We start from the raw sequence: 24,833 nt of genomic DNA, 5'->3' as shown, positions 1-24,833 counted from the left end.
CCCTCCGCACTGTTTCCGACCAGAGCCCGGACGCCTGGGCTCCAACTATGATTATGGTAGGAATTGTTATCCTTGATGTGGGCGTAAAGTCAAGACAGCACCCGAGGAGAGCAGATGCCAGGACCCGTCGTCATCGCCGGTGGTGGTCTCGCGGCGCTTCGCACCGCGGAGAACCTGCGGCGGTTCGGGCATGCCGGGCCGATCACGATCGTGGGTGACGAGCCCTGGCTGCCCTACGACCGGCCGCCCCTGTCGAAGGCGGCGCTCGTCGGCGACCCGGCGGAGCCGGCGCCGCTGCGGTCCGGCGAGGTCCTGGCCTACCAGGGCATCGAGGTGATCCGCGGCGTCCGCGCGACCCGGCTGGACGGGCTGGACAGGCGGCTCGTCCTCTCCGACGGCGCCCGCCTGCCGTTCGAGCACCTGGTGATCGCGACGGGCGTACGGGCGCGGGCGCTGCCCGCCATCCACCCCGCGCTGCCCGTGCTGACCCTGCGCACCTGGGAGGACTCCCGCAAGGTACGGGACGCCGTCCTCGCCGCGGCGCACGTCACCGTGGTGGGCGCCGGCTTCCTCGGCCTGGAGATCGCCTCGGCGGCCAGGAGCCTCGGGCGGTCCGTGACCGTCGTCGAGGCCGGGTCCGCACCGCTCTGGGCGCTGGGGCCCACCGTGGCGGAACGCGTCGCCGCGCTGCACCGCCGGCACGGCGTCGGCCTCCGTCTCGGGCGTCGCATCGCAGGCGCCGAGCCGGAGGCCGGCCGCTTCACGGTCACGCTCGACGACGGCGACGTCCTGCCGACGGACGTTGTGGTCGGCGCGATCGGCGGCGTACCCAACGTCGAGTGGCTCGCCGGTTCGGGGCTGGACGCGGCCGCGGGCGTGCCGTGCGACGAGACCGGGGCCACGCCCGTCGAGGGAGTGCACGCCGTCGGCGACGTGGCGAGCATCGCCGGCCACGGGCGCACCGAACACTGGAACCACGCGGTCGCGACGGCGGTGGTCGTCGGCCACAACATCGCCCGGCCGGACGCGCCGCCCCGGCGCCTCTCCGACGTCCCGTACTTCTGGAGCGATCAGCACGGCTCCAAGCTGCAGTGCCTGGGCACCCCTGCCCCCTCGGACGAGCTGCGCGTCCTGCGCGACGACGAGCACGGCTTCCTCGCGGTCTACACCAGGGACGGGATCGTGACCGGGGTCGCCGCGCTGGACATGCCCCTGGCTCTCAACCGGTGCCGGCCGCACGTGAACACGGCCTTCGACGCGACGGCCATCGGCGCGATCGTCGCGTGAGAGCGGCCGGGCCGGCACGCCGGCCCGGCGGCCCTCATGAGGAGACGAGGTCACCCACCGGCACCCGCAGCCCGTCGGTCCCGAACCAGACGCAGGCCGGCCACGGCACCTCGACGGTGACCGGCTTGCCCCTGTCGAGACCCGCCGCGACGGCCGCGTCCGCGCGCGCGTTGAGCCGGACGTCGCCCAGGCTGACGCTGACGTCGTAGCTGCGGCCGACGTACACGGAGTCGGCCACGGTGGCCTGGAAACGCAGGCACGACCGGGACGTGGGAGCGGGCACGATCACGGCGTCGGACTGCCGGAACCGCACCTGGCACCCCGCCCCGAGCTCCTCCGGGAGCGACGCCGGCTCCACGGGCTCGTCGGGCGCCGCCTTGAGCCGCCACCGGCCGTCCTCGCGGACCAGGTCCAGGACGTTCGTGATGCCGACGAAGTTGGCGACGTAGGACGTCTCGGGACGTTCGAAGACGTCCTGGGGTGTGCCGATCTGCTCGATCCGGCCCTTGTTCATGACGGCGACCCGGTCACCGAGGGCCATCGCCTCGGACTGGTCGTGGGTCACGTACAGGCCCGCGAAGCCCAGGCGCTGGTGCAGCTCGTGCAGCTCGTTGCGGACGCGGACCCGCAGGAGGGCGTCCAGGTTGCTGAGGGGCTCGTCCATGAGCACCAGGCGGGGCCGTGACACGAGGCCGCGCGCCAGCGCCACCCGCTGCTGCTGGCCACCGGACAACTGGTGCGGGTAGCGGTCGAGCAGGGGCCCGCAGTCGACCAGGTCGGCCGCCTGCTCGACCCATTTCTCCTCCTTGAGCGCCTTGGTCAGCTTGCGCACCTTGAGCGGGTAGCTGATGTTCTGACGCACCGTCCTGTGCGGCCACAGCGCGTACGACTGGAAGACCATGCCCAGCTCGCGCTTCTCCGGGGCGACGTCGACCCCCCGGCCGGAGTCGAACACCACGGTGTCCCCGAAGCGGATCACGCCCTCGTCGGCGCTCTCCAGGCCCGCCACGCAGCGCAGCGCCGTGGTCTTCCCGCAACCGCTCTGCCCGAGGAGCACGACCAGCTCGCCCTCCTGGATGTCGAGGTTCAGCCCGTCGATCGCGGTGAAACGGCCCGCTCCGGACCCGAAGGTCTTCGTCAGGTTCTCGATACCGAACATCACAAACTCTCCAATGCTTTGGAGCCCCCGAGCCGTACCGCGAGGATGACGCCCGCGGCCGTCACCAGGCACATCACCAGTCCCATGGCGGCGACCAGAGGGTAGGAAACGTTGAGCCACAGGTCGTACAGGGTCGTGCCCATGACCTGGGTCCGGGTCGACCGCACCAGCAGCGACGCGGCGAACTCGTGGGTGAGCAGGACGAAGATGAGCGCGGCCGCGCCGCCGAGCGAGCCGCGGATCATCGGGATGACGACCTGGAGGTGCGTGCGCACCGGCCCGGCCCCGCTGACCCGGGCCGCCTCCTGGTAGCTGTCGCCGAGCGACATGCGGGCCGCGAGCTGCATGCGGGTGGCGAACGGCAGCATCAGCGTCACGTAGACCACCACGAGGACCCACGGCGTGCCGTACAGGACGAACGGCGGCGCGGTGTAGGTGAACAGGAACCCGGCGCCGAACACCACCGCGGGCACCCCCAGCGGCAGCGAGACCAGGATGTCGACGATCGCGCGGACGCGGGCGTCGAGCGAGCGGCGGTGCAGGATGTCCGCCAGCACGTACCCGATCGGCAGCGACACGAGCACGGAGATGCCCGAGGCGACGAGGCTCGTCTGGACGGCGCTGACCGCCGTCGGCGTGTCCCACAGCTCGCGGAAGTTCTTGAGGCTCCACGTGCTCACGTCGATCTGGCCGGTCCAGAACGGCGACAGGGAGGCGGCGATCAGCGCCAGCAGCGGCAGCAGCGCCACGACGGCGGAGAACAGCCCGATGACGACGACCGCGGCCGGGCTGCGCCGCGCGGAGTAACGGGAGGTCTTCCCCCCGTCGGTGACGAACCGCCGCTCCTCGCCGAGGAGCATCCGCTGCAGGGCGACGATGCCGAACCCGACCAGCAGGAGCGGGGACGCGACCGCGGCTGCGGCGCCGTAGTCCGCCAGGCCGGCGTTGGCGAAGAAGTACACCTCGGTCGTCAGGACCTTGACGTTCTTGATCGAGCCGAGCAGCAGGGGCGCCGTGAACTGGCCCAGGCCGAGCAGCAGCGCCACCGCGCCGCCGTAGATGAGCGAGGGCCGCACGACGGGCAGCAGGATGCGGAAGAAGACGCCCACCGGCCCGTCCCCGGCCGTGCGCCCGGCCTCGACCAGCTCGTAGTTGACCCGCAGCAGGCCCGCCCGCAGGAACACGTACACGAACGACGTCAGCCCGAGCGCCGTCAGGAACACGATCCACGGGACGGTGAAGACGTCGATCGGCCCGGTGTCGCCGCCGGTCCAGAAGGGCAGCGACCTGATGAACCGGTTGACCGTGCCGGAGTTCGGGGCGAGGAGCAGCCCCCACCCGATCATGCTGGCGACCGGCGGCACCACGATGGGCAGGATCGGGAGCGACGCCATCCAGCGCGCCCGGGGCGGCAGCTGGATCGAGTACCACGCCAGCACCGCCCCGAACACCAGCCCGATGACGAGGGAGCCGAGGCCGAGCAGCAGCGTCGTGAGGATCGTGCGCGCGATGTCGGCGGTGCCGAAGCCACGGGCGTAGCCGGCGCCGCCGTCCGCCAGCGCGAGAAGCTGCAGGCGGACGAGGGGCGCCAGCACGAGGTACCCGATCACGATGATCGCGGCGATCGGCAGGGCATGGCGGCGCAGCGCTCTCCGGCGGGAGAGGCCGGGCCTGGTCTCACCCTTCGGGTCCGCGCCGCGCCGGGCCGCCGCCGGCGGCGCCTCACTGATGCTTTTCACTACTACGGCCTCCGATGGAGCGGACTGGTGGAGAAGGGAGAGACGGGCGTCAGCGACCGAAGGTCTGCTTCCACTCGCTCTGCGCCGACCCGAGCCAGCCGGGCTTGGTCGCCCGGGTGAGGTCGAGCAGGGTGAGCTCCTTCGGGGCCTCGACCGCGCCGGCGACGTTCGGCAGGACGCTGAGGTTGTCCTTGGCCAGCGACTCCTGGCCCTCCGCGGACGCCATGAAGTCGAACAGCACCTGGGCCGCGTTGGGGTTGTCCGACTCCTTGAACATGTAGCCCAGGTTCATCGGCGCCCAGCCGGGGTCGGGCATGAGCCAGTCGATGGGACCGCCCGAGGCCTTGATCGGCTTGACCGTCGAGTTGGCGCCCCACAGGGCGATGGAGATCTCGCCGGACAGCAGCGCCTCCTGCAGCGGGACGGCGCTCGGGTAGAACTTCGGCTTGAGCGCCGCCAGCTTCGTCAGGTAGTCGGCGCCGTAGGTGTCCTCGAGCCAGGCGTACAGGTCGGCCATGGGAGCGGCCAGGTTGTCCACGAGCCCGAGCCGGCCGCCGCCGTACTTCGGGTCGACGAGACCCTCGTAGGTGGCCGGCGGGTCGGTCACCTTCTCCGTGTTCCACGCGATGCCGAGCGCGGTGAGCGCGGACGTCTGCAGGACATCGTCGATCAGGTAAGGGGTGCCCTTCCATTCGGGACCGGCGCCGTTGGGGCCGACCGGCTCGGCGAAGAGCCCCTCGTCCGCCTTGGTCTTCGCCCACTCGTAGTTGACGTGGTTGACGATGTCGGCCCCGAGCGACCCGGACTTGAGCTCGGCGTCGAGCTTGGCGCTGACCTCAGGTCCGACGATACGCGTGATCTTGAGGTCGATGTCCGGGTACGTCTTCTCGAAGCGGGTCTCGAGCTCCTTGTTCACCTCGGGGAGCAGGGCCGAGTACAGCGACACCGTGCCCTCTTCCGACGCCTTCTTCAGGACCTCGTCCCAGGTCGAGGCCGCCGTCGACATGCCGCCCCCGCCAGGGGCGGCCGCCTGGCCGCCGCACGCCGCCAGCAGTGCCGCCGCGACCACTGCGATGCCCACTCGGGTGGTTCTTCCCACTGATCCAAATCCTCTGCTCGTCAGCCTGGCGGGCAGGGTGGACAACCGTGCCACAGGCCCGTCTTTAGGCGAATCATAGGGATGATTATCAAGCAGGACAAGGGACAGTATGCGGTTAATGGTACGCATGGATCAGCGCAGCCCGGAGGCCGATTCCGGCAGAGTCGGGGCGTACGGGTCGGAGGGCCCGTCCAGGGCGTCCATGACAACGATATTCAAACGGAGTCCGGAGGACGCGTTGTGTGGGGCGGCGATGGTCGGGTAAGTCTGCTGCCATGCTCGACGCGCGCGACGAGGGACGGTTACTGACCGGACGCTACCGGCTGCGGTCCGAGCTGGGCCGGGGCGGCATGGGCACGGTCTGGCGGGCCTACGACGAGCTGCTCGACCGAGAGGTGGCGATCAAGGAGCTGTCCATCCCGGCCTCGCCGCCCGAGCACCGCGACGTCCTGATCGAGCGCACCATGCGGGAGGCGCGCATCGCCGCCCGGCTCCACCACCCGCACATCGCCGCCGTGTACGACGTGGTGCTGGCCAACGACCGGCCGTGGATCGTCATGCAGCTGGTCCGGTCGCGGAGCCTGGCCGACGAGATCTACGACCGCGGCGCGCTGGCGGTGCCGACCGTCGCCCGGATCGGGCTGGAGGTGCTGGCCGCGCTGCGCGCCGCGCACGCCGCCGGGGTGCTGCACCGCGACGTCAAGCCGGCCAACATCCTGCTCACCGCCGACGGCCACGCCGTGCTCACCGACTTCGGGCTGGCCACCACGCTCGACGACGACTCCACGCTCACCCAGCAGGGCATGGTGATGGGCACGCCCGCCTACCTCGCCCCCGAGCGCGCCTCCGGCGAGCGGGCGACCGCGCTGTCCGACGTGTGGTCCCTGGGCGCCACGCTCTACACCGCCGTGGAGGGGCGGGCGCCGTTCGCCCAGGGCGGCAGCCGGGCCGACACGCTCAACGCCGTGCTCACCCGCGACCCGGCGCCCTTCGAGCAGGCGGGCGAGCTGGCGCCGGTCATCACGGCGATGCTGACCAAGGACCCGTCCGAGCGCGCCGACGCCGCGCGGGCGCAGGAGCTGCTGCGGCAGGTGCCCGGCCGGTCCAAGCGCGCGAGGACCCGGCCGTTGACCGCGGCGACGGCGCCGAGGGCCGCCAGGGCCGGGCGGCTGATGGCCTCGCGGTGGCGGGAGGCCGCCGCGGTCGCGGCCCTGGTCACCACCGTCATCGCCACCGTGTCGCTGAACTCGGCGTCCGCGCCGCGCCGGCACGCCCACCCGATGCCGCAGCCGACGGCCGACGCGCCCAGCGGTGTCATGCGGGCCGAGCCCTCGTCGCGGCCGCGCGCCGGAGAAGCCCGCGAGCAGGGCGTCCAGGTCCGCACGGAGCACACGCAGCGCACCGCAGTCACCGGACAGACCACGTCCCCCGCCAGACGGGCGGCCGACGGTTCCGGCCGGGCCCGTACGAAGACGCCCGGCAACTCACAGCCCCAGGGGAAGGCCAAGGGTCACTACAAGTGACTACGTAGATTCCCCGATGCGTGACCCGGGCGGCGCGCCTACTGTCGGCTGACCAGGCCGCGTCCGACGAAGGTGGGTCCATGCGCACGCTGACCGCGTTCCTCTCCACCGTCCTCCTTGCGACCGCGCTCACGGCGCCCGCCGAGGCCGCCCCGAAGAAGCCCGCCGCGGGCGCCGCCGACGTGGTGTTCAACCGGGCCGACTTCGCCGCCGGCACGCCCGAGGGCACCAGCGCGGGCGACGGGCTCGCCTTCGCCACCGCCGCCGGCACCACCTCCTACACCGACCGCCTCGGCACCAGGACGTGGGAGTACGCCCGCTGGACCGGCCCCGAGCGGCCACTGGAGTTCACCGCCACCGAGCTGATCGCGTCCTGGACGGCCGACGTCCCGGCGGGCAGCTGGGTGCAGGTCGAGGCGCGCGCCCGCAACGCCGCCGGGCTGACGAAGTGGTACGTGCTCGGCCGGTGGGCCTACGGCGAGGGCGACATCGACCGCACGTCGGTGCCCGGCCAGGGCGACGACGACGCCCGGGTGGCCGTCGACACGCTGGTCGCGGCGGAGGGCAGGCAGATCTCTGCCTACCAGCTGCGCGTCACCCTCTACCGTGCGCCCGGCTCGTCCGTCGTGCCGCGGGTGCGCACGCTCGGCGCCATGGCCTCCAACGTGCCCGACCGCAAGACCGTGCCGGTGAGCCCCGGCGGCGGCGCCTGGGGCTCCGAGCTGGACGTGCCGCGCCGCTCGCAGAGCGTCCACTCCGGCCACTACCCCGAGTGGGACGGCGGCGGCCAGGCCTGGTGCAGCCCCACCTCGACCACGATGGTGCTCGGCTACTGGGGCCGCTGGCCGAGCGCGGAGGACACCGCCTGGGTCGACCCGTCCGATCCCGATCCGGAGGTCGACCACGCCGCCCGCCACACCTACGACCACGCCTACCAGGGCGCCGGCAACTGGCCGTTCAACACCGCCTACGCGGGCCGCTACGGCATGGACGGCTTCGTCACCCGGCTGCGCACGCTCACCGAGCTGGAGAAGCTGATCACCGCCGGCGTCCCGGTCATCACCTCGCAGTCGTTCAAGAAGAACGAGCTGCCCGGCGCGGGCTACGGCACCAACGGCCACATCATGGTCGTGGTCGGCTTCACCGCCGACGGCGACGTCATCGCCAACGACCCGGCCTCGGCCACCAACGCCGCCGTCCGCCGCGTCTATCCCAGGGCCGCCTTCGAGAACGTCTGGCTGCGCAGCTCCAGCAGCGGCGGCGTGGTCTACGTCATCCACCCGCCGGGCCACGACCTGCCCGCGACCACGCCCGGCCTGCCCGCCAACTGGTGACGTGCGGATGCGTAACGTCCGTGGACAGGGTGGATCATGGTGTTCGGGCAGTCTTCCCGTTCCCGTGGGGTTCACACCGCTATGCCCGAGAAGCCCCGCCGACGTGACGGAGATTTGAACCTCTTCGGCCCTGCCAGTCCCCCGCTTCGCGCGCCCAGGGGGACAGCATGGCTACGCGGCGTGAACGCGCCGTAACGAAAGGTGCGATACAGCCAAGTATCGCCTCGTTCAGGAGGTTTTCATGCTCAAGCGGACCCTCATCTCGCTTGCCGTTCCCGCCATGCTCGCCACCGGGCTCCTCGCGATGGGCGGGAGCGCGAGCGCCGCCACCGGCGAGCGCTTCGAGTGCCAGCTGCGCACCGTCGACCACGGCAACGCCTCGCTGGCCACCTGCCGCAACCGGGGCGACTACGTCCACTGGATCCGGTGCGACAGCGGCACCCGGATCGTGGAGGTCAGGGACGAGTTCACCGGTCGCCGCCACGTGCTCGACTGCCCGAACGGCTACCGGCTGAGGAACCAGTCCATCGGCTTCTGAGCCGAAGCAGGAAAGGCCACCGCCTCCAGGGGCGGTGGCCTTTCGCGTGTGTCAGCGGGTGGGGTCGAACTCGCGCAGGATCGCGGAGGTCTTGCCCGTGGTGATCTGCTCGGCCAGCATGCGGCCGGTGGCCGGGCCGTGCGTGACGCCCCACATGCCGTGCCCGCCCGCCACGTAGACGCCGGGCACCCGGGTCGCGCCGACCAGCGGCTTGCCGTCGGGGGTGACGGGACGCGCGCCGACCCAGGTGTCGGTCCGCTCCTCCCAGCGCACGCCGGTCATGAGCGGCCGGGCCGACTTGATGATCGCCTCGACCCGGCGCTCGAACAGCGGCGCGTCCGCGTCGCGGAACTCCATCGTGCCCGCCACCCGCAGCTTGCCCTGGTACGGGGTGCAGGCGACGCGCACGGCCGCCAGGTAGAGGGGGCTCGGCACCGGCTCGTCGGTCGGCACCGTGAACGAGTAGCCGCGCCCGGCCTGGACGCGCGTCCGCACGCCCCACTCCGCGCCGAGCTTGTTCAGCCAGGCGCCGGTGGCGAGCACCACGGCGTCGGCCTTGACCTCGTCGCCCGCGCCGGACCGGACCACGTGCCCGCCGGCCTCGGACGTCACACCGGTGACCCGGAAGCCCGGCCGGATCTCGCCGCCACGCGCGGTGACGGCGGCGGCCAGGGCGTGCGTGAACGCGCCGGGGTCGATGTAGCGCTGGCCGTCGAGCCGGACACCGGCGGTGGCGCCGGCCGAGAGCTGCGGCATCTGCGCGCGCAGTTCGTCACCCTCGAACGCCGCGTAGCGGATCTCCAGGCCGGAGTCGTTGATGCGGCGCAGCTCGTGCAGCAAGGAGACGGCCTGCTTCTGGGTCTCGAACGCCGCCATGATCGGCGCCTCGATGGTGGGAGCCTCGACGCCGTTGCCGGTGAGCACGTCGAACGCTTCCAGGCACTCCTCGTTGAACGGGAGGTTGGCCCGCACGGCGCGGCCCCACGAGCGCCAGTTGCAGTGCAGCGCGAACCGGGTCAGGAACGACCACAGCCCCACGTCAGGGGTCACCGGGACGTGCAGCGGAGCGTTCTTGTCGAGCAGCGAGCGCAGCCCGTAACGGAGCACGCCGGGCTCGTTGAGCGGAATGGCCAGCCCCGGGGACAGCCAGCCCGCGTTGCCCCATGACGCGCCCGCGGCGACCCCGTCGCGGTCGACCACGGTGACCTCCACGCCGCGTTCCTGCAGGAACCAGGCGGTGGACAGACCCACCACACCGGCGCCGATCACCACAGCCGTACGCGGCCCACCGTCGATGCCCATTGCTGCCATCCCCTTCCTCAGATAAGGGAAGGATTACCGGTACGCGAGCAAAAGGCGCTGTGCTGGGAGAACAACCGCTCAACGCCTCTTTGTCCATCGGCGACAAAGGCTCAGCCCTGGTGGAGCGCGAGTCCGATGATCATGGCCAGGCGCTTCTCCGGCCGGTCGAGCTCCAGGCTGGTGACGGCGGCCATCTTCCGCAGCCGGTAGCGCACCGTGTTCGGGTGCACGCCGAGCCGGGTGGCCACGGCCGCGAGGTCGCCCTGCGCCTCCAGCCAGGCCCGCAGGGTCTCGACGTAGCGGGTGCCGTGTTCGGTGTCGTGGCGGGTCAGGTCGGCGACGGGACCGCGGGCCGGGGTGCGGCCGGAGGAGGCGGCGGCGCGCAGCCGCTGGAGCAGGATCTCGTCCCAGGACTCGTCGTACACGACGGGGCCCGCGGGCACGGCGGCGCGCAGGGCCAGGCTCTCGTCGGCCTCCTGCCTGCTCGCGGGCAGCCGCGCCGGCTCGGCCGGCCCGCCCACCCCGGCGGGCACGATGACGCCGCGCGGCAGCACGGACACGATGGCGCGCACCCAGTCGCGGGCCGGGGCGGCGTCGTTCCCGCAGGGCAGCACCGTGTAGAGCGTGTTGCCGAACAGCGCGCTGCGGCCCGGCCGTGACCAGCCGAACCCGGTGGTCGCCCGCTCGAACGCGGTGAGCACCGCCGCGTGCCGCTCCGCGCCGACGTGCGCCTGCAGCGCGATCACCCGGAACTGGCCGCCGGGCAGCCCGAGCCTGCTGATCAGCGCCGGGGCGTCCGTGGTGCCCTCCACGAGCTGGATCACCAGGTCGGACTCCACCTGGCGTTCGAGGTCGGCGCTCACCCGGGAGCGCAGCAGGTGGAGCGCCACGGCCCTGGCCCCGTCGGCCAGCCGGTCGCGCTGCCGCCCGGCGAGGGGACGCTGGCACTCGACCCAGATGGACCCGAGCAACTCGCGCCCGGCCCGCACCGCCACCACCATGCGGCCGCGCAGCCCGTGTTCGGGCGACGGCTCCACGAACAGCGGCTCGTCGGAGGCGGCCAGGTGGGAGAAGACGCCCTTGCCTTCCAGCAGCCCGCGCATCTCCTCGGGCACCCGCCGGCCGAGGATCGTCTCCAGCCGCACCGGGTCGGCCGTCTGCTGCGAGCCGGAGTAGGCGAGCACCCGCGACATCTGGTCCTCGACGGTGACCGGGTAGCCCAGCTCTCCGGCCAGCGTGTCGGCGAACGCGAACAGGTCGGTCGGGCCCCGGCCCGCCTCGGTCTCGCGCCCTTCGAGCACCAGCCCGTACACGATCCCGAGCAACTGGCTCCAGGACACGGCCGGGTCGACCAGCAGCACCGCGACCCCAGCGGCCCGGCCCTCGGCCGCCGCGTCGTCGCCGTCGCCGTCGCCGCCGCCGCCGTCGCTGCCGCTGCCGCTGTCGCGCACCAGCACCGCGGCGGCCCGCGCGGCGGCGCCCAGCCGCACCGCCTCCGGCGCGGACCCGACCCCGACGGCCAGGAAGACGTCGCCGGTCGCCGGTCGCGGATCGGCCGGATCGTGGACCACCACGCTGCGCAGCGGCACGTCACGGGAGGCGGGCGCGCACACCAGGCGCGTCCCGTATCCACCGAGGACGTTCACCAACCGATCGAGCTTCAGCATCTCCGCCGAAGCGTACCCGGCCTGGTCAGCCCGGTTGCTTCTGGCCGGCGGGCGGTTCCTTCGGCGGTTCTTCGGGCTGGGGGGCCTGCACCGGTGGTTCGAGCTTGTGGCGGGTGCCGAAGGTGTCCAGCAGCGCCAGGAGCATCGCCACCGTCGGGATCGCCAGCAGCGCCCCCGTCACGCCGAACAGCAGCGCTCCGGTGATCGCGGCCGAGAACGAGACCCCCGGGTGGATGTCCACCCCCCACGCGCTGATCCTGGGCTCCAGGGTGAGGTTCTCCACCTGCTGGTAGAGGATGCCCCAGGCGAGCGCCGCGAGCCCGATCCACGGCCGGTCCGAGACCAGCCCGACCACGACGGGCAGCGCGATCGCGATGTACGTGCCGATGGTGGGCACGAACTGGGCCACCACCCCGGTCCACACGCCCAGCGCGAGCCACGACGGCATGCCGAGCGCCAGGAACACGATGGTCGAGGCGGTGCTGTTGATCAGCGACAGGATCACCCGGGCGGCCACGTAGCCGCCGGTCTTGGCCAGCGAGATGTCCCACACGCTGGTGAAGACCTGCTGGAAGCGGCCGGGCAGTCGCCGCGCCAGCCACTGGCGGGCGCGCGGCCCGTCGGCCGACAGGTAGAAGGTCAGCAGCATCAGCGCGAAGATGTTGAACACCATCCCGGCCACGGTGCCCAGCACGCCGAGCACGCCCGCCAGGACCCCCTGCGCGTATCCGGCGGCCTCCTGGGGCGTCAGCTTGACCGATTCCAGGATGTCGGAGACGTTGTAGTTCGTCCCGAACTGCCGGTTGACCCACTCCGTCGCGGCGGCCAGCACGTCCGGCAGGCCCTTGACCAGCAGCGCCACCTGCTCCACGAAGAGCTGCCCGAACAGCACCAGGAAGATCGCGGCGAACAGGCCGAGCCCGGCCATCACCACCGCGGCCGCGGCGCCGCGCCGCATGTGCCGCGCGAGCCTGCCCACCGCCGGCTCCATCGCCAGCGACAGGAACCAGGCGATCACGACGAGGAAGAGGAACGAGCCCGCGTCGGTCAGCACGAACCGCAGGAACATCGCCAGGGCCAGGACGCCGACGACGACGAGCGCGGCCCGCCAGACGTTCCCCGGCGAGAACAGCACCCGGACGGTCGCCGCCGGCGCGGGCTCCGCCTTCTTTCCCGTCGTCATGGACCCTCCCGCGTGCGTCTCCGCCTACGATCTGCCAGGAACATGCCGTTTTACGCGGCTTTCACACCTGGCGGCACGCGTGATCGTCCGTCCTCGCAGGCAGCGTGGCAAGAACCGGTCGGGCGGTTCCCGAGGCGAACGCCGGGGCGGCGGTTCAGCGCGGTTCTCGGGCGGCCGGTGAAGGCGGCCCGCCGGCCGTCACTCGAAGTCGTCCGGGTTGAGCTCGGTGAGCCGGCGCAGCTCGTGCTCGTCGATGCTGTCCTCGATCCCGGGAGTGGCGCCCACCGGGCGGGGCGAGGTCTCCTCCGCCTCCCTGATGTCGCGCTCGACCTCATGACCTGGTTGCTCGCTCATGTTCTCCCCCTTGTCCCCCGTCCCCTGACCCCGGGCGGGTCACCTCAGACGGGCTGCACCTCCGGACTCGGCACGGTGACCGCCCCCTCGCCGGCGGGCCGACTGGCACGCCGTCCCAGCGCGTCGCCGGCCCACGCCGCGCCGCCGCCGATCGCGGCGCCCGCGAGCGCCACGCCGAGCTGAGTGGCGATCTTCGTCCCGGTACGGGCCGGCGGCGGCTCGGCGGTCCGCCGCCACGCGTAGAGCCAGCCCGCCTGGGCGGCGGCGTCGATCAGGTACGTGGGCGGGACCCGGCCGGTGAACACGTTGATCAGGTCCAGGCGCAGCTGGGTCAGGGCCGCCGAGGTGCCGAGGCGCTTGGCGTACGGCAACCCTTCCGGGCGGGCGGCGGCCCGCAACTGGTTGAGCCCGACTCCGACGAGCAGACTCCCGACGGTACGGACCAGGAACCGGTCGGTCTTGGCCCCGTACACCTTCTCGTAGCTGGACATGGACAGTGAGGGCCAGAGCCCGCACGCCATGTTGAACAGTCCTTGCGCACGCGCCAGCCGGACGGCGTCGGCCCGGCGGCTGCTCCTTTCGGCCATGTTCCCGCGGCTGCCCTCGCGGGATGTCGGCAAACCGGGCGGCGTTCTAAGCTTGCGCCATGCGCGTAGTGGTGATCGGTGCCAGCGGCCACATCGGCACCTACCTGGTTCCCCGGCTCGTCGAGGCGGGTCACGACGTGGTCGCCGTGAGCCGCGGCGCGCGGCGGCCCTACACCCCCCACGGCGCCTGGCAGCGGGTCACCACGGTGACCGCCGACCGGGCGGCCGAGGAGGCGGCAGGCACGTTCGGCGACCGCGTCGCCGGGCTGGAGCCCGACGCGGTCATCGACCTCATCTGCTTCGAGGAGTCCAGCGCCCGCCACCTGGCCGACGCGCTGGCGGGCCGGATCCGCCACTTCCTCCACTGCGGCACGGTCTGGGTCCACGGCCCCAGCGTCCACGTGCCCACCACCGAGGACGCCCCGCGCCGGCCCTTCGGCGACTACGGCGTCAAGAAGGCCGCGATCGAGGCCTACCTGCTCGACCGGGCGCAGCGCGACGGCTTCCCCGCCACGGTGATCCACCCCGGCCACATCGTCGGGGCCGGCTGGGTGCCGGTCACGCCGGCGGGCAACGTCAACCCGGTCACCTTCCAGATCCTCGCCGACGGCGGCGAGCTGGCGCTGCCCAACCTGGGCCTGGAGACCCTCCAGCACGTCCACGCCGACGACGTGGCCCGGCTGTTCATGGCCGCGCTCGCGGGCCGCTCGGTCACGCTCGGCGAGGCGTTCCACTGCGTCGCCGACTCCGCGGTCACGCTGCGCGGCTACGCCGAGACGGCGGCCGGCTGGTTCGGGCGGGAGGCGCGGCTGTCGTTCCTGCCGTGGGAGCGGTGGAAGGAGACCGTTTCGGCCGAGGACGCCGACGCCACCTGGGACCACATCGCGCACAGCCCCCACTGCGGCATGGAGAAGGCGGCGCGGCTGCTCGGGTTCCGGCCGCGCTACTCGCCCTTCGAGGCGATCCGGGAGTCGGTCGACCGGCTGGTCGGGGAGGGTGTCGTCAAGACGCGGTGACCTGCGGCACCGCCGCATACTGCGACCAGTCGGCGCTGATCGCGCCGGCGGTCTTGAGCAGCAGCGGGAGATGCTCCTCGGTGAGCTTCTCCACCGAGGTCTCGGCGGCGTGCGCGTTGACGTTGACGGCGGCGATCACGTTGCCCATGCCGTCGCGCAGCGGGGCGGCCACCGACCTGATGCCGAGCGCCAGCTCCTCGTCGGTGAGCGCCCAGCCCTTGGCCCGCACCGCACGCAGCGCGCTCTCGCGCTCCTCGCGGCCGGGCCGCCAGCGCGGCGTGATGCCCGACCGGCTCGGCTCGGCCAGCACCCGCTCCACCTCGGCGGGCGGCAGCGCGGCCAGCAGCACCTTGCCCAGCGAGGTCTGCAGCGCCGGGAACCGGGTGCCGATCTGCACCGACAGGGTGACGATCTTGGGGACCGCCACCCTCGCCACGTACACGATGTCGGACCCGTCGAGCTGGGCGATCGACGACGACTCGTGCGTCCGCGCGACCAGCCACTCCAGGTGGGGTCTGGCGACCTCCCAGAGCCCCATCGAGCGCACGTACGACACGCCCAGCTCCAGCACCCGCGGCGTGAGCGCGAACCCGCCCTGCTCGGCCCGCGCGTAGCCGAGCTCGCTCAGCGTCAGCAGGATGCGGCGGGCCGTCGGCCGGGCCAGCCCGGTCGCGGTCGCCACCTCGGTCAGCGTCATGACGGGCCGGCCGGGCTGGAACGCCTTGATCACGTCGAGGCCGCGGGCCAGCGCCTCGATGAAATCGGGTCCGGTGTCAGCGCGTGCCATCGACGCCTCGCTCAGCAGGTCTCACGGGTAGGACTTTAACGGTCGCGCGTGGCGGAGCTTCGATAGTCGGTGTACGTGTACGGGTTGTCGAGGATCTTCGTTTCCGGGATGTCGGGGTTCATGCCCTTCAGCCAGGTTTCCTCCCCCATGGTGGAGCGCAGGTACTCGATCGTCGACTCCACCTGGCGGCGGGCCGCGGCCAGGTCGACGCCGACCAGCTCGTGCTCGTGCTTGACCACCCGGCCGTTGACGACCACCGTGTGCACGTCGCCGCGCTGCGCCTGGAAGGCGACGTGCCCGTACGGGTTGAGCAGCGGGAACGACACCGGCGACCGGTCGTTCTTGATGAGCACCAGGTCGGCCTTCTTGCCGGGCTCCAGGCTGCCGAGGTCGTCGCGGCCGAGCGCCCGCGCGCCGCCCCTGGTCGCCCACTCGACGACCTGGTCGGCGCGGAGCGCGCAGTGCGTGACGGTGTCGCCCTTGGCGTGCGCCTCCAGGTGGGCGCGGGAGCGGTCGGCGCCGAGCGTGGTGCGCATGGCGGAGAACAGGTCGCCGCTCCACCAGACGCTGGTGTCCATGGACAGCGAGACCGGGATGCCGTGCAGGCGGATCGCCCAGGTGGGCGGGTAGCCCTGGCCGGCGCTCTGCTCGCTCTCGGTGGACACCGAGATGGAACCGCCGGTGGCGGCGATGCGGTGGTAGGAGTCGGGCTCCAGCGTGGCGGCGTGCACGTAGACGGTGCCCGGGGTCATGAACCCGTGCTCGTACATCTGCCTGATGCCCTCGTCACTGGTGGCGCCCCAGACGCCCGCGTGGGTGGTGACGGAGACGCCCAGGTCGCGGGCCACCTCGAAGGCGGGCCTCTCCGGGAAGGCGGGGTCGCCCACCACGTCGAAGGCGAGCTGGAAGCCGAGCATGTCGTCGCCGGTGATGCGGCGGCTCACGAAGTCGCGGAACTCCGGCGCGGCGGTCCACTCGGCGGGCGGCGCCTGGATGTTGCCGTACGCGAGCACGAACCGGCCGGGCACCGACTGGAGCGCGTCCACGGCGGCGTCGGCGTGGTCGACGGTCTGCAGGCCGTGCGACCAGTCGACGACCGTGGTGACGCCGGCGTCGATCGCCTCGATGGCGGCGAGCGTGTTGCCCGCGTGCACGTCCTCGGGGCGGAACAGCCTGCCGTGTTCCAGGTAGTACCAGACGAAGTACTGGGTCAGCGTCCAGTCGGCGCCGTAGCCGCGCATGGCGGTCTGCCACATGTGCCGATGGGTGTCGATCATGCCGGGCATGACGATGCCGTCGGTGGCGTCGATCTCGATCGTGCCGTCGGGCACCGCGAGCTCCGGCCCCACGGCGGCGATCCGGTCTCCCTCGACGAGCACGTCGGCGCCGGAGAGCACCTCGTGGCCGTCGGTCATCGGCAGCACCGTGCCGCCCCGCAGCACCACGGGGCGTCCGGCCTCGAATTCTGTCATGGTGGACTCCCTCACCCCGAATTCTGCGTACGACTGTCCGTCATACGGTCACCGCTGGTTAAGGGACACTCTGATGACGCTCGGGCGGCCTGTCAATGGTTGACGCTTCTCCTGTTGGATGGTGAGAATGTGCGTCACGGACATCTGTCCGTGTAACGGATATGGAGGGCGGAGCCGGATGACAGCAGGACCACTGTCCGGTGTGCTGGTGGCCGACTTCTCCCGCGTGCTGGCGGGCCCGTACGCCACGATGCTCCTCGCCGACCTCGGGGCCGAGGTGGTCAAGGTCGAGGGGCCCAAGGGGGACGACACCCGGTCGTGGACACCGCCGGCCCGTGGCGAGGCGGCCACCTACTACCTGGGCGTCAACCGGGGGAAGCGGTCGATCGCGCTGGACCTGCGCGACGAGGAGGACGCCGGGCTGGCCAGGGAGCTGGCGCGGCGGGCCGACGTGCTGATCGAGAACTTCAAGCCGGGCGGGCTGGACAAGTACGGCCTCGGCTTCGACGCGGTGCTGGAGGCGAACCCGGGCATCGTGTACGCGTCCATCAGCGGGTTCGGCTCCGGCCCTGGGGCCAAGGTGCCCGGTTACGACCTGATGGTGCAGGCCATGTCCGGTCTGATGAGCCTCACCGGCGACCCGGAGGGCCCGCCGTACCGGGCCGGCATCTCGGTGTTCGACGTGATGGCGGGCAACCACGCGGTCATCGGCATCCTGGCCGCGCTGCGCCATCGGGACGCCACCGGCCGGGGGCAGCATGTCGAGATCAACCTGCTGTCGTCGGCGCTGACGGCGATGGTCAACCAGAGCTCCGCGTACGTGGCGGGTGGCGTGGTGCCGTTCCGGATGGGCAACGCGCATCCGAGCGTGTTCCCGTACGAGCCGCTGCCGGCCGCCGACACCGACCTGATCGTGGCGACCGGGAACGACGGCCAGTTCCGCAAGCTGTGCGAGGTGCTCGGCATCCCCGAGGTGGCCGACGACCCGCGCTTCGCCCGCAACGCGGGGCGGACCGCGAACCGGGAGGAGCTGCGGCCGATCCTCGTGGGCCGGCTTCGCGCCAAGACCGCCGTGGAGTGGTTCGACCTGCTGGTCGAGGCGGGGGTGCCGAGCGGGCCGATCAACACCGTCGACGGCGGGTTCGCGATGGCCGAGCGGTTCGGGCTGGACCCGGTCGTGGCGGTCGGCGAGGGCGAGCGGGCGGTGCCGACGACGCGGCACCCGATCCGGTTCTCCGAGAGCGCGCTCACGTACGAGCTGCCGCCGCCCGAGCTGGACGAGCACGGCGCGGAACTGCGCGCCTGGCTGTCCGAGCCGGGCGGGGAAGGCGGCGGTCGTGGCTGACCGGGAGTATCCGACCGCGCTCGGCGCGTCCTCGGTCGAGAAGATCACCCTGCTGGGCCACGACCTCGCCGAGGACGTGATGGGCGAGGTGGGCTTCGGCGAGCTGGCGTTCTGGCTGGCCGCCCAGCGCAGGCCGTCACCCGGCGAGACGCGCGTGTTCGAGGCCGTGCTCGCCGCACTGGCCGACCACGGGTTCACGCCCACCGCGATCGTCACCCGGCTCACCTACCTGTCGGCGCCCGACTCGATCCAGGGCGCGCTGGCGGCGGGGCTGCTCGGCGGCGGGTCCCGGTTCCTCGGCGTGACCGAGGACTGCGGCCGGTTCCTGCACGCCGTGCTGGAGTCCGCCGGCGAGCCGCCGGAGGACGACGCCGGATGGGACGCGCTCGCCCTGGAGACCGTGCGCGCCCGGCGTGCCGAGGGCAGGTTCGTCCCCGGGCTCGGCCACCACGTGCACAAGAACGGCGACCCGCGCACCCCCCGGCTGCTGCGGATCGCCGCCGAGGAAGGGCTCTACGGGCCCCACCTGTCGCTGTTCGCCGCCATCGGCCGCGTCCACCCCGAGGTGCTCGGCAAGACGCTCCCGCTGAACGGGGCCGGCGTCTGCGGGGCCGCGCTGGCCGACCTCGGGCTGCCGCTGGAGCTGCTGCGCGGCTTCGCCCTGCTCGCCAGGACCGCCGGACTGATCGGCCAGCTCGCCGAGGAGCTGCGCCACCCGGTGGCCAACGACATCTTCCTGTCGGTCGATCTCAACAACCGGTCCGTCGCCCCCGACCCGTACCCCCCTGGAGGCACGCATGGCTGAACTCGTCGCCGTGATCGCATCCACCCACCATCCGTTCTACTACCGCGCCAGCACGGCCACCGGTGAGGACCGGCCGCCGTTCGCCGACGAGTGGGTGCGCAAGGTGGAGGCGTTCCGCGAGACCCTCACCAGGGCCAGGCCCGACGTGCTGGTGATGGTCGGGTCCGACCACTTCCATCAGCTCTGGCTCGACAACATGCCGCAGTTCCTGGTCGGCAAGGCGCCCTACTACGACGCGAACTGGTACAACGAGGAGCGTGAGTTCGGCCTGCCCCGGATGCTCTTCACCGGCCAGGAGGACCTCTCTTCCCACGTGCTGCGCGAGGGCCTCGACGCGGGCTTCGACCTGGCCTTCTCCAACGAGCTGCGAATCGACCACTCGATCACGTGCCCGATCATCACCCTGCGCCCGCAGAACGACCTGCCGATCGTGCCCGTCTACACCAACATCTTCGCGCCGCCGCTGCCTCGGCCGAAACGGTTCGTGGAGCTGGGCCGCACGATCCGGCAGCTGGTCGAGTCGTGGCCGTCGGACCAGCGGGTCGCCGTCATCGGCACCGGCCACCTGTCGCTGGAGCTGGGCGGGCCGCGTCAGTTCGGGCCGCACGGGCCGGACCCTGAGTTCGACGCCAAGGCCGTCGAGTGGATCGCGGGCGGAGACATCGAGGGCTGCCTGGCGGAGGTCACGCTCGACAGCCTGCACGCGCCGGGCAACGCCACCCACGGGTTCATGGACTTCATGCTGATGATGGGTGTCGCGGGCGAGGGCCAGAAGGCCGACTACGTCGACACCTACGATCTGTTCCACACCATGGAGGCGTACTTCACCTGGTACCCGCGCGGAGGCCGGTCGTGAGCAAGTATCTGCTGAACAAGTTCCTGTTCACCGTCGACCGCGACCCCGAGCTGGTCGAGCGCTACCGCGAGGACCCGCGCGGCACGGTCGAGTGGTGGGAGTCCACGCGGGCCAACCTCGTGCTCAACTGCCACGGCGGCGAGGCGTCGACCTGGCTGCGCTTCGACGACGCCGAGCGGGAGGCGCTGGCCGCGCACGACTACGTGCGGCTGTTCGAGATGGGCGCGCACCCGTTCCTCACGCTCACGCTCTTCATCGCCATGTTCGAGCGCGACTACGAGCCTCTCGGGTTCCAGAAGGAGTACGCCCGTAAGCTGGCCCACATGAGCCTGCCCTACCCGGACATCGCGACCTGACCATGCGCGCCGCCCAGATCCACACCTGCGGAGAGCCGCCGGCGGTGGCCGAGCGCCCCGCGCCCGCGCCCGGGCCCGGCGAGGTGCTCGTCGAGGTGTCCGCCGCCCCGGTCACACCGCTCGACCTGCTCTGCGCGACCGGGACGTCCTACTTCGGCACGCCGCCGACCCCGTACGTGCCGGGCGTCCAGGGGGTGGGCACCGCCGGCGGCCGGACCGTCTGGTTCCCCACCACGGCGGGGATGGCGCCGGGCGACGGCAGCATGGCCGAGCTGGCCGCGGTGTCCGAGAGCGACCTGGTGGAGCTGCCGCCCGGCGCCGACCCGGTGGCCGTGGCGGCGCTGGGCCTGTCGGCCGTGGCCGCCTACATGGCGCTCGGCTGGCGCGGCGAGCTCAGGCCGGGCGAGCAGGTGATCGTGCTGGGCGCGGGCGGGACCGTCGGGCAGGCGGCCGTGCAGCTCGCCCGGCTGGCCGGCGCCCGGCGGGTGGTCGCCGCCGCGCGTTCCGCCGCCGCGCGGGAGCGCGCCGAGCGGGCCGGGGCCGACGCGGTGGTCCCGCTCGACGGCGACGACGCCGGCGAGCTGGCCGACCGGCTGTCCGCCGCCCTCGACGGCCCCGCCGACCTGGTGCTCGACCCGCTCTTCGGAGTGCCGGCCGCGGCGGCGACCCGGGTGTTGCGCCCCGGCGGGCGCCTGGTCAACCTCGGCGGCTCCGCCTCCGAGACCAGCCCGATCGACTCCTCGACGCTGCGCGGCAAGTCGCTGCGGCTGCTGGGCTACACCAACAACGAGCTGACTCCGGCCCAGCGCGCCGCCGCCATCACCGAGATCGCCGGACACGCGGCGCGCGGCGCGTTGTCGGTCGTTCATGAGATCATGCCGCTCGACTACGCGGAAAAAGCGTGGCAACGTCAGGCGGCGGGCGCTCCTTCGGGGCGGATCGTCCTTTCCGTCCGTTGAGAAGCCGCTACCGTTGTCCGTAGCGCTCCGCGAACAGGAGATCACTCATGAGCGATGCCACTCAGCCGCCGAGCCCCGGCGTGTCGGCCAGCACGCCCAGTGTCGCTCGGATCAACAACTACTTCGCCGGCGGCAAGGACAACTTCGCCATCGACCGCGAGCTGGCGGAGAAGGTGCTCGCGCTGGCCCCCGAGGCCAAAGCCATGGGCGAGCACGTCCAGGAGTTCCGCCAGCGGGTGGTCACCCACCTGGTCGAGGCGGGCGTGCGGCAGTTCCTGCAGATCGGCGCCTGGCTGCCGGTCGAGCGCAACGTCCACCAGATCGCCCAGGAGCTGGCGCCCGAGTCCAGGGCCGTCTACGTCGCCGACGACCCGGTCGCGCTCAACCACGCCCGCGCCCTGCTGGCCACCAACGAGCGCACCGGGGTGGCGGAGGGCGTCATCCTGGAGCCTGACGCGATCCTCGACCATCCGGTGACGCGGCGGCTCATCGACCTCTCCCAGCCGGTGATGGTGCTGCTCTTCGGCATGCTGCAGTACATCCCCGACGACTTCGGCGCTTACGAGAGCGTGGCCGCCCTGTGCGACCGGCTCCCGCCCGGCAGCTACGTCGCGATCACCCACGCGGTGTTCGACACGCGGCCCGACATCGCGGAGGCGGTCGCCGACATCTACCGCGACGCGCTCAAGCGCCCCTCGGGCGGCCCCCGCACCATGGCGGAGGCGAAGCGCTTCTTCGACGGCCTGGAGCTGATCGAGCCCGGCTTCGTCTACGTGAGGCAGTGGCGGCCGCACACCCCGGTGTCCGACGCCGAGGCCGTCAAGACCTGGATCGCCGCCGGAGTCGGCCGCAAGCCGGGCTGACGGGCTCAGAGCTCGGCGTGGCGTCCCTCCCGGGAGCCCTGGTAGGCGCCGCGCCGCAGACGGGCGAGCGACCCCTCGATCCGCAGCGACGGGTGCCCGTGCCGCACCGGGTCGAAGGACAGGTCCGCACGCTCCGACAGCGTCGCCCGTACCCTGAGGGTCGCCAGCGGCCGGGCGGGCGTGTCCCGGCGCGCGGCCAGCAGGTGGAACAGCAGCGGGCCGCGCATGAGCGCCGCGGGCAGCAGGGCGGGATCGGCCGGCACGTCCTCGCCCTCGGGCACGGCGACCAGCCAGACAGGCCCGGCGTCGCTGCCGTACGGCACCACGCTGGAGTACGGGCCCGCGGTGAACCCGGCCCTGGGCCGCAGCAGCCACGGCGCCGCCCCGCAGGTGGACAGCAACAGGTCGACCGGGCCGGGCAGGCGCACCGCCAGGCCGAGCACGTCGGGCAGGCGGCCGGGCAGCGAGCCGCCCTTCGACAGGCGGGCGATCACCTCGTACTGTCCGCGCTCGTCCAGGACCGGCACGCCGAGCTCGCCCGCGCCGGTCACCTCCAGCGTGCCGGCCAGCAGGCGGCCCCTCGGGTGCAGGACCCGGCCGCGACGCAGCCGGGCCCCGAGCGTGGCTAGTCTCCTCATCGGCGCCTGAGACTCGGCACCGGGTGGAGACCTTCGGTCTCCAGCCGGTACTCCTCGCCGGACTTGTGCACGTTCTCCTGCATCGCCACCTGCGACGGCGCGGGCTCGCCGCCCATGATCTGCTCCTGCATCCTCTCGAACCGCTCGTGGGCCTCCTGGACGTAGCCGGTGCCCAGCGTGGTGTAGTCGATCTGGGTGGCGAGCAGCTCGCGGATGTAGTCCTTGTTCGGCTCGAACGTGACCGGGGCCGGCAGCTCCGGCGCCAGCACCTGCTCCGGGTCGCGGCCGTCGTGCGTCTTGAACAGCTCGGCGGCCAGGCGCAGGTGCTCCAGCTCCATGTTGAGGTGGAGCTCCCAGATGTTCTTCACCTTCGGGTCGGACTCGGTCTCCATGAACGAGTGGTAGAGGTAGCACTCGTTGTACTCGTGGTTGAGCAGCATCTCCCACCAGCTCTCGCCCGGGTCGACCAGCGACTCGTAGTGGGTGACGTGCTCCTCCTCGATCAGCCCGATCTCCTGGTAGAGCTGGCGGGCGATCGGCTCCATGTAGGTCGGGCCGACGTTCATGTAGAAGTTCATCGTCTGCTGCTCGGCGGCCATGATGGTGAGCGCGTGCAGCTTGGAGATGGGCGCCGCCGTCGACCTGTCGTACGGGTCGCGGACGTTGTCCATCGGGTCGCGGTGGTGCAGGGGGGTCGGCCTGCCCGGCATGATCTCGGTCAGGTTGTCGACGATCTTCTCGGCCTTGCGGTGCTCGATCATCTCGTACAGGTTGGAGTACCTGTAGAGGTGGTCGAAGTCCTCCAGGACACCGAACTGGTAGGCCTGCTTGAGGTACGGGTCCGGCTCCATCCGGGCGACCCAGGCGGTCAGGTCGACGGCGACCTGCTCGTAGGCGATGGTCGTCTCCAGCACCGAGGCGACGCCCGGCAGCAGCCAGTTGACCACCTTCTGCTGCTGGGCCTCGATGTAACGGACCCGGGCGAGCTGCTGCTTGATGTCGATGCTCGGGCAGTGCCGGGCCAGGTGGTGGCTGAAGAAGATCGCCTCGGTCTCGATGCCGTTCATCGCGATGACGCGGCAGCGCGTGTACGGGTCCGCGTGATCGGGATCGATGGGCATGACGTTCAGCTCACGCCAGTTACGTATCTGCTTGTCCAGCGGGATGCCCCGCTCCCGCAAAGGATTGAAGGTCATGTGTTTCGCGCTCCTTCGGCTGCTCGACTCGCGTGCGCCGGGGGGTGGGCGACGTCCGAATCGGGCCTACCCGAGGCTTTCGGGAGCAATCTCCTCAGCTCACCGCCGGTCCCTCCAGAAACGGCAAGACCATGCGTGACCAGCCGGACCACGGGTAGCAACCCGCCGTAATCCGAGAGGAGATGGACCGTGACGAAGACAGTTCCCGAGAAGATGGAAGAAACGGACGTCATCGAACTTCTGATCGCCCAGCACGGCATGATCAGGAATCTGTTCGACGAGGTCGAGCAGGCACCGCCCGAGCGGCGCGGCGAGTCCTTCACCCGCCTCGTGCGGCTGCTGGCCGTGCACGAGACGGCCGAGGAGGAGATCCTCCACCCCTACGCCCGCACCAAGCTCGACGGCGGCGCGGGCGTCGTCCAGGACCGCCTCGAAGAGGAGCACGAGGCCAAGAAGCTCCTCCAGGAGATGGACCAGGCCGGCCCGGACGCGCCGAACTTCATGCGCAACCTCCTGGCGCTGCGCGCCGCCGTCGAGGCGCACGCCCGCGCCGAGGAGCGGTACGAGTTCGCGAAGGTCGTCCAGCACACCTCCCAGGCCGAGCGGCGCGCGCTGGGCGTCGGCGTCAAGGCCGCCGAGGCCATGGCACCGACCCACCCGCATCCCGGCACCGAGTCGGCGACCAAGAACCTGCTCGTGGGCACCCCGATGGCGATGATGGACCGTGCCAGGGACGTCATCAGGAAGGCCAGGGACAAGAAGCACTGA

Annotated in this window: 24 protein-coding genes; 12 read left to right on the top strand and 12 right to left on the bottom strand. The window is 71.9% G+C overall.

The window, feature by feature from the left end:
- Positions 1–114: 114 nt before the first annotated feature.
- Positions 115–1,287, top strand: coding sequence for an NAD(P)/FAD-dependent oxidoreductase (locus tag KME79_RS00930; protein WP_219542889.1), 1,173 nt, complete (start codon positions 115–117; stop codon positions 1,285–1,287).
- A gap of 34 nt (positions 1,288–1,321) precedes the next feature.
- On the opposite strand, the gene KME79_RS00925 is transcribed toward KME79_RS00930, so the two are convergent.
- The 3 genes from KME79_RS00925 to KME79_RS00915 are packed head-to-tail and all read right to left on the bottom strand — an operon-like array spanning position 1,322 to position 5,266.
- A complete protein-coding gene (locus tag KME79_RS00925) occupies positions 1,322–2,446 on the bottom strand; it encodes an ABC transporter ATP-binding protein (RefSeq protein ID WP_219542888.1) in 1,125 nt (374 codons plus the stop codon).
- A complete protein-coding gene (locus tag KME79_RS00920) occupies positions 2,446–4,185 on the bottom strand; it encodes an ABC transporter permease (RefSeq protein ID WP_219542887.1) in 1,740 nt (579 codons plus the stop codon). Before KME79_RS00920 ends, KME79_RS00925 begins: the two co-directional genes overlap by 1 nt.
- A gap of 49 nt (positions 4,186–4,234) precedes the next feature.
- Positions 4,235–5,266: an ABC transporter substrate-binding protein gene (locus tag KME79_RS00915; protein ID WP_219542886.1), complete on the bottom strand. Its 1,032-nt coding sequence runs from the start codon at positions 5,264–5,266 to the stop codon at positions 4,235–4,237.
- 293 nt (positions 5,267–5,559) lie between these two features.
- Here KME79_RS00915 and KME79_RS00910 point away from each other — a divergent pair, with 293 nt between their 5' ends.
- The 3 genes from KME79_RS00910 (at position 5,560) to KME79_RS00900 (ending at position 8,679) form a co-directional block, all read left to right on the top strand.
- Complete coding sequence (locus tag KME79_RS00910) at positions 5,560–6,807, top strand: serine/threonine-protein kinase (protein ID WP_219542885.1); 1,248 nt, start codon at positions 5,560–5,562, stop codon at positions 6,805–6,807.
- Positions 6,808–6,887: 80 nt separating this feature from the next.
- Positions 6,888–8,141: a C39 family peptidase gene (locus KME79_RS00905; protein ID WP_219542884.1), complete on the top strand. Its 1,254-nt coding sequence runs from the start codon at positions 6,888–6,890 to the stop codon at positions 8,139–8,141.
- 241 nt (positions 8,142–8,382) lie between these two features.
- Positions 8,383–8,679: a hypothetical protein gene (locus tag KME79_RS00900; RefSeq protein ID WP_219542883.1), complete on the top strand. Its 297-nt coding sequence runs from the start codon at positions 8,383–8,385 to the stop codon at positions 8,677–8,679.
- A gap of 51 nt (positions 8,680–8,730) precedes the next feature.
- Here KME79_RS00900 and KME79_RS00895 read toward each other — a convergent pair whose 3' ends face one another.
- The 5 genes from KME79_RS00895 to KME79_RS00875 all read right to left on the bottom strand — a co-directional run bounded on the left by KME79_RS00895 (position 8,731) and on the right by KME79_RS00875 (position 13,772).
- Complete coding sequence (locus KME79_RS00895; protein WP_372452394.1) at positions 8,731–9,990, bottom strand: NAD(P)/FAD-dependent oxidoreductase; 1,260 nt, start codon at positions 9,988–9,990, stop codon at positions 8,731–8,733.
- A gap of 101 nt (positions 9,991–10,091) precedes the next feature.
- A complete protein-coding gene (locus tag KME79_RS00890; protein WP_219542882.1) occupies positions 10,092–11,648 on the bottom strand; it encodes a PucR family transcriptional regulator in 1,557 nt (518 codons plus the stop codon).
- 25 nt (positions 11,649–11,673) lie between these two features.
- Positions 11,674–12,831, bottom strand: a complete 1,158-nt coding sequence (locus tag KME79_RS00885; protein WP_148035455.1) for an AI-2E family transporter — start codon at positions 12,829–12,831, stop codon at positions 11,674–11,676.
- Positions 12,832–13,029: 198 nt separating this feature from the next.
- Entirely contained in the window at positions 13,030–13,185 is a 156-nt protein-coding gene (locus KME79_RS00880) for a hypothetical protein (RefSeq protein ID WP_219542881.1), read from the bottom strand.
- A gap of 44 nt (positions 13,186–13,229) precedes the next feature.
- Complete coding sequence (locus tag KME79_RS00875) at positions 13,230–13,772, bottom strand: hypothetical protein (protein WP_219542880.1); 543 nt, start codon at positions 13,770–13,772, stop codon at positions 13,230–13,232.
- Positions 13,773–13,831: 59 nt separating this feature from the next.
- Here KME79_RS00875 and KME79_RS00870 point away from each other — a divergent pair, with 59 nt between their 5' ends.
- Positions 13,832–14,788, top strand: coding sequence for an NAD-dependent epimerase/dehydratase family protein (locus KME79_RS00870; RefSeq protein ID WP_246639051.1), 957 nt, complete (start codon positions 13,832–13,834; stop codon positions 14,786–14,788).
- On the opposite strand, the gene KME79_RS00865 is transcribed toward KME79_RS00870, so the two are convergent.
- Together KME79_RS00865 and KME79_RS00860 are read right to left on the bottom strand one after the other, a co-directional pair.
- Positions 14,775–15,575: an IclR family transcriptional regulator domain-containing protein gene (locus KME79_RS00865; protein ID WP_219542879.1), complete on the bottom strand. Its 801-nt coding sequence runs from the start codon at positions 15,573–15,575 to the stop codon at positions 14,775–14,777. The two genes, KME79_RS00870 and KME79_RS00865, sit on opposite strands and share 14 nt — an antisense overlap.
- A gap of 35 nt (positions 15,576–15,610) precedes the next feature.
- Entirely contained in the window at positions 15,611–17,047 is a 1,437-nt protein-coding gene (locus KME79_RS00860; RefSeq protein ID WP_219542878.1) for an amidohydrolase family protein, read from the bottom strand.
- A 178-nt stretch (positions 17,048–17,225) separates the two neighbouring features.
- Here KME79_RS00860 and KME79_RS00855 point away from each other — a divergent pair, with 178 nt between their 5' ends.
- The 6 genes from KME79_RS00855 to KME79_RS00830 are packed head-to-tail and all read left to right on the top strand — an operon-like array spanning position 17,226 to position 22,231.
- Positions 17,226–18,392, top strand: a complete 1,167-nt coding sequence (locus KME79_RS00855; protein ID WP_219542877.1) for a CaiB/BaiF CoA transferase family protein — start codon at positions 17,226–17,228, stop codon at positions 18,390–18,392.
- Complete coding sequence (locus KME79_RS00850; RefSeq protein ID WP_148035460.1) at positions 18,385–19,197, top strand: citryl-CoA lyase; 813 nt, start codon at positions 18,385–18,387, stop codon at positions 19,195–19,197. The genes KME79_RS00855 and KME79_RS00850 overlap by 8 nt, the downstream gene beginning before the upstream one ends.
- Entirely contained in the window at positions 19,190–20,053 is an 864-nt protein-coding gene (locus tag KME79_RS00845; RefSeq protein ID WP_148035461.1) for a DODA-type extradiol aromatic ring-opening family dioxygenase, read from the top strand. Before KME79_RS00850 ends, KME79_RS00845 begins: the two co-directional genes overlap by 8 nt.
- Complete coding sequence (locus KME79_RS00840) at positions 20,050–20,409, top strand: hypothetical protein (RefSeq protein WP_148035462.1); 360 nt, start codon at positions 20,050–20,052, stop codon at positions 20,407–20,409. The genes KME79_RS00845 and KME79_RS00840 overlap by 4 nt, the downstream gene beginning before the upstream one ends.
- A 2-nt stretch (positions 20,410–20,411) precedes the next feature.
- Complete coding sequence (locus KME79_RS00835) at positions 20,412–21,368, top strand: quinone oxidoreductase family protein (protein WP_219542876.1); 957 nt, start codon at positions 20,412–20,414, stop codon at positions 21,366–21,368.
- A 47-nt stretch (positions 21,369–21,415) separates the two neighbouring features.
- Positions 21,416–22,231: an SAM-dependent methyltransferase gene (locus KME79_RS00830; protein ID WP_219542875.1), complete on the top strand. Its 816-nt coding sequence runs from the start codon at positions 21,416–21,418 to the stop codon at positions 22,229–22,231.
- 5 nt (positions 22,232–22,236) lie between these two features.
- On the opposite strand, the gene KME79_RS00825 is transcribed toward KME79_RS00830, so the two are convergent.
- On the bottom strand, positions 22,237–22,869 hold the full coding sequence (locus KME79_RS00825; RefSeq protein ID WP_219542874.1) for a hypothetical protein: 633 nt from the start codon (positions 22,867–22,869) through the stop codon (positions 22,237–22,239).
- Positions 22,866–24,065, bottom strand: a complete 1,200-nt coding sequence (locus tag KME79_RS00820) for a hypothetical protein (RefSeq protein ID WP_219542873.1) — start codon at positions 24,063–24,065, stop codon at positions 22,866–22,868. Before KME79_RS00820 ends, KME79_RS00825 begins: the two co-directional genes overlap by 4 nt.
- A gap of 189 nt (positions 24,066–24,254) precedes the next feature.
- Between KME79_RS00820 and KME79_RS00815 the strand changes: the two genes are divergently transcribed.
- Positions 24,255–24,833, top strand: coding sequence for a hemerythrin domain-containing protein (locus tag KME79_RS00815; RefSeq protein ID WP_308248728.1), 579 nt, complete (start codon positions 24,255–24,257; stop codon positions 24,831–24,833).

The sequence above is a fragment of the Nonomuraea harbinensis genome (assembly GCF_019396385.1).
In the GTDB taxonomy this organism is placed as follows: domain Bacteria; phylum Actinomycetota; class Actinomycetes; order Streptosporangiales; family Streptosporangiaceae; genus Nonomuraea; species Nonomuraea ferruginea.
Note: the sequence above shows the minus strand (reverse complement) of the source record. Positions and strands in the feature narration are given on the sequence as shown.

Excerpts from the sequence above, each read along its gene's own strand:
- KME79_RS00890 (WP_219542882.1), bottom strand. The coding sequence starts at position 11,648 with ATGCTGAAGCTCGATCGGTTGGTGAACGTCCTCGGTGGATACGGGACG.
- KME79_RS00880 (WP_219542881.1), bottom strand. The coding sequence starts at position 13,185 with ATGAGCGAGCAACCAGGTCATGAGGTCGAGCGCGACATCAGGGAGGCG.
- KME79_RS00855 (WP_219542877.1), top strand. The coding sequence starts at position 17,226 with ATGACAGCAGGACCACTGTCCGGTGTGCTGGTGGCCGACTTCTCCCGC.
- KME79_RS00825 (WP_219542874.1), bottom strand. The coding sequence starts at position 22,869 with ATGAGGAGACTAGCCACGCTCGGGGCCCGGCTGCGTCGCGGCCGGGTC.
- KME79_RS00820 (WP_219542873.1), bottom strand. The coding sequence starts at position 24,065 with ATGACCTTCAATCCTTTGCGGGAGCGGGGCATCCCGCTGGACAAGCAG.
- KME79_RS00885 (WP_148035455.1), bottom strand. The coding sequence starts at position 12,831 with ATGACGACGGGAAAGAAGGCGGAGCCCGCGCCGGCGGCGACCGTCCGG.
- KME79_RS00845 (WP_148035461.1), top strand. The coding sequence starts at position 19,190 with ATGGCTGAACTCGTCGCCGTGATCGCATCCACCCACCATCCGTTCTAC.
- KME79_RS00925 (WP_219542888.1), bottom strand. The coding sequence starts at position 2,446 with ATGTTCGGTATCGAGAACCTGACGAAGACCTTCGGGTCCGGAGCGGGC.
- KME79_RS00870 (WP_246639051.1), top strand. The coding sequence starts at position 13,832 with ATGCGCGTAGTGGTGATCGGTGCCAGCGGCCACATCGGCACCTACCTG.
- KME79_RS00835 (WP_219542876.1), top strand. The coding sequence starts at position 20,412 with ATGCGCGCCGCCCAGATCCACACCTGCGGAGAGCCGCCGGCGGTGGCC.
- KME79_RS00860 (WP_219542878.1), bottom strand. The coding sequence starts at position 17,047 with ATGACAGAATTCGAGGCCGGACGCCCCGTGGTGCTGCGGGGCGGCACG.
- KME79_RS00865 (WP_219542879.1), bottom strand. The coding sequence starts at position 15,575 with ATGGCACGCGCTGACACCGGACCCGATTTCATCGAGGCGCTGGCCCGC.
- KME79_RS00830 (WP_219542875.1), top strand. The coding sequence starts at position 21,416 with ATGAGCGATGCCACTCAGCCGCCGAGCCCCGGCGTGTCGGCCAGCACG.
- KME79_RS00930 (WP_219542889.1), top strand. The coding sequence starts at position 115 with ATGCCAGGACCCGTCGTCATCGCCGGTGGTGGTCTCGCGGCGCTTCGC.
- KME79_RS00875 (WP_219542880.1), bottom strand. The coding sequence starts at position 13,772 with ATGGCCGAAAGGAGCAGCCGCCGGGCCGACGCCGTCCGGCTGGCGCGT.
- KME79_RS00910 (WP_219542885.1), top strand. The coding sequence starts at position 5,560 with ATGCTCGACGCGCGCGACGAGGGACGGTTACTGACCGGACGCTACCGG.
- KME79_RS00895 (WP_372452394.1), bottom strand. The coding sequence starts at position 9,990 with ATGGCAGCAATGGGCATCGACGGTGGGCCGCGTACGGCTGTGGTGATC.
- KME79_RS00900 (WP_219542883.1), top strand. The coding sequence starts at position 8,383 with ATGCTCAAGCGGACCCTCATCTCGCTTGCCGTTCCCGCCATGCTCGCC.
- KME79_RS00905 (WP_219542884.1), top strand. The coding sequence starts at position 6,888 with ATGCGCACGCTGACCGCGTTCCTCTCCACCGTCCTCCTTGCGACCGCG.